The organism is Pseudoflavonifractor sp. 524-17, assembly GCF_009935845.1.
GTDB lineage: Bacteria > Bacillota > Clostridia > Oscillospirales > Oscillospiraceae > Pseudoflavonifractor_A.
In genome coordinates this window covers 1-1,285 of sequence record NZ_QWEK01000126.1, presented here as the reverse complement: position 1 = coordinate 1,285, position 1,285 = coordinate 1, and the positions used below count along the sequence as shown (strand labels likewise).

General features: G+C 46.6%; 2 protein-coding genes. Both read left to right on the top strand.

Features of this window, described 5'->3' with window-relative positions; translation table 11 throughout:
• Positions 1-371 (top strand): transposase (locus D1159_RS18895; RefSeq protein ID WP_243152410.1); only part of this gene is annotated, 371 nt, incomplete at its 5' end.
• Entirely contained in the window at positions 368-1,282 is a 915-nt protein-coding gene (locus D1159_RS18890) for an IS3 family transposase (RefSeq protein WP_161847122.1), read from the top strand. The genes D1159_RS18895 and D1159_RS18890, both read left to right, overlap by 4 nt.
• Positions 1,283-1,285 lie beyond the last annotated feature (3 nt).

The window sequence follows — 1,285 nt, the reverse complement described above, 5'->3', positions numbered from 1 at the left end:
TATATAATCAAGAGAATAAGGAGTGGACAAAAATGGCAGAAAACAGACAATACGACCATGAATACAAAGTACAGGCAGTCAGGCTTGCTAAAGAGATCGGACAAGCAAAAGCCGCAAAGGAATTGGGGGTGCCCAAGAATACCATGTATGGCTGGGTAAGGGCCCACCGACTTGGCAGTCTTGACCTTTGGGCAGGCTCACAAACCCCACAAAGTGCCATGACACTTAATGAAGAACTGCTCCGGCTCCGCCAGCAGGTTAAGGAACAGGAAAAGGAAATCCGCCGTTTGAAAAAAGAAAAGGATTTTCTGGAGGAAGCCAGCGCTTTTTTCGCCGCGAGCCGTCTGAAGTCAGCAAAAACGAAAGAATGAAGTTCATTGCTCTTAAGACAAAAGACGGCGAATTGAAAGGAGATATCGCCTTCTACTGTAGAATCCTCCATGTCAGCAGGCAGGGATTTTATCAATATCTTGTGAATAAAGAGCGCCCATGGAAGTATCAGCATTTGGCAGACGCCATGATGGAAATACTTATGGAAGACGAATGTAATGACACTTACGGACGTATTCGGATGTATCAGGCATTAACTTTGAAGTATCCGGAAAACACGGATATCCCTAGCGAACGCACGGTTTACCGTATTATGGAGGAAATCGGGATCAGCCATCATCCCGGACGCAAACCGAATGGGATCACGAAGGCAGACCGGGAAGCCAGAAAATCAGAGGATCTCCTAAAACGGGATTTCCAGGCAGAAAAACCATTGTCCAAATGCGTAACAGATATAACGCAGATCAAAGCCAATAATGGAAAGCTGTATGTTTCTGCTGTTTTTGACTGTTTTGATTCCAGCGTAGTCGGGCTGGCGATGGACACGAACATGAAAGCTCCATTATGTGTACAAACGCTGGAAAACGCCGTTAAAGCGGAGCCAAGCCTCCGTGGAGCAATTATCCACAGCGACAGGGGGAGCCAGTATACCAGTCAGGCTTACCGGGATGCGGTCTGCAAATATGACATAAGGCAAAGCATGAACAGCGCGGGAGGGAGATGCCATGACAACGCCCGTTGTGAAAGCATGTGGGCGAGAATGAAATCAGAGCTGCTATATGGCCGTTATGAGACAGAGAAGATGACCACAGAGGAACTTAAGACGGTTATTTGGAGATATTTCATCAGCTATTGGAATAATCGTAGAATCTGCTCGGCCAATGGAGGACTTCCTCCGATGGTCAAACGACAGCAATACTATAATTCCCTGAAAAAGAAAGAGACTGCCTAGGAT

Coding starts and splice junctions, on each gene's coding strand:
- D1159_RS18890 (WP_161847122.1), top strand. CDS start 368: ATGAAGTTCATTGCTCTTAAGACAAAAGACGGCGAATTGAAAGGAGAT.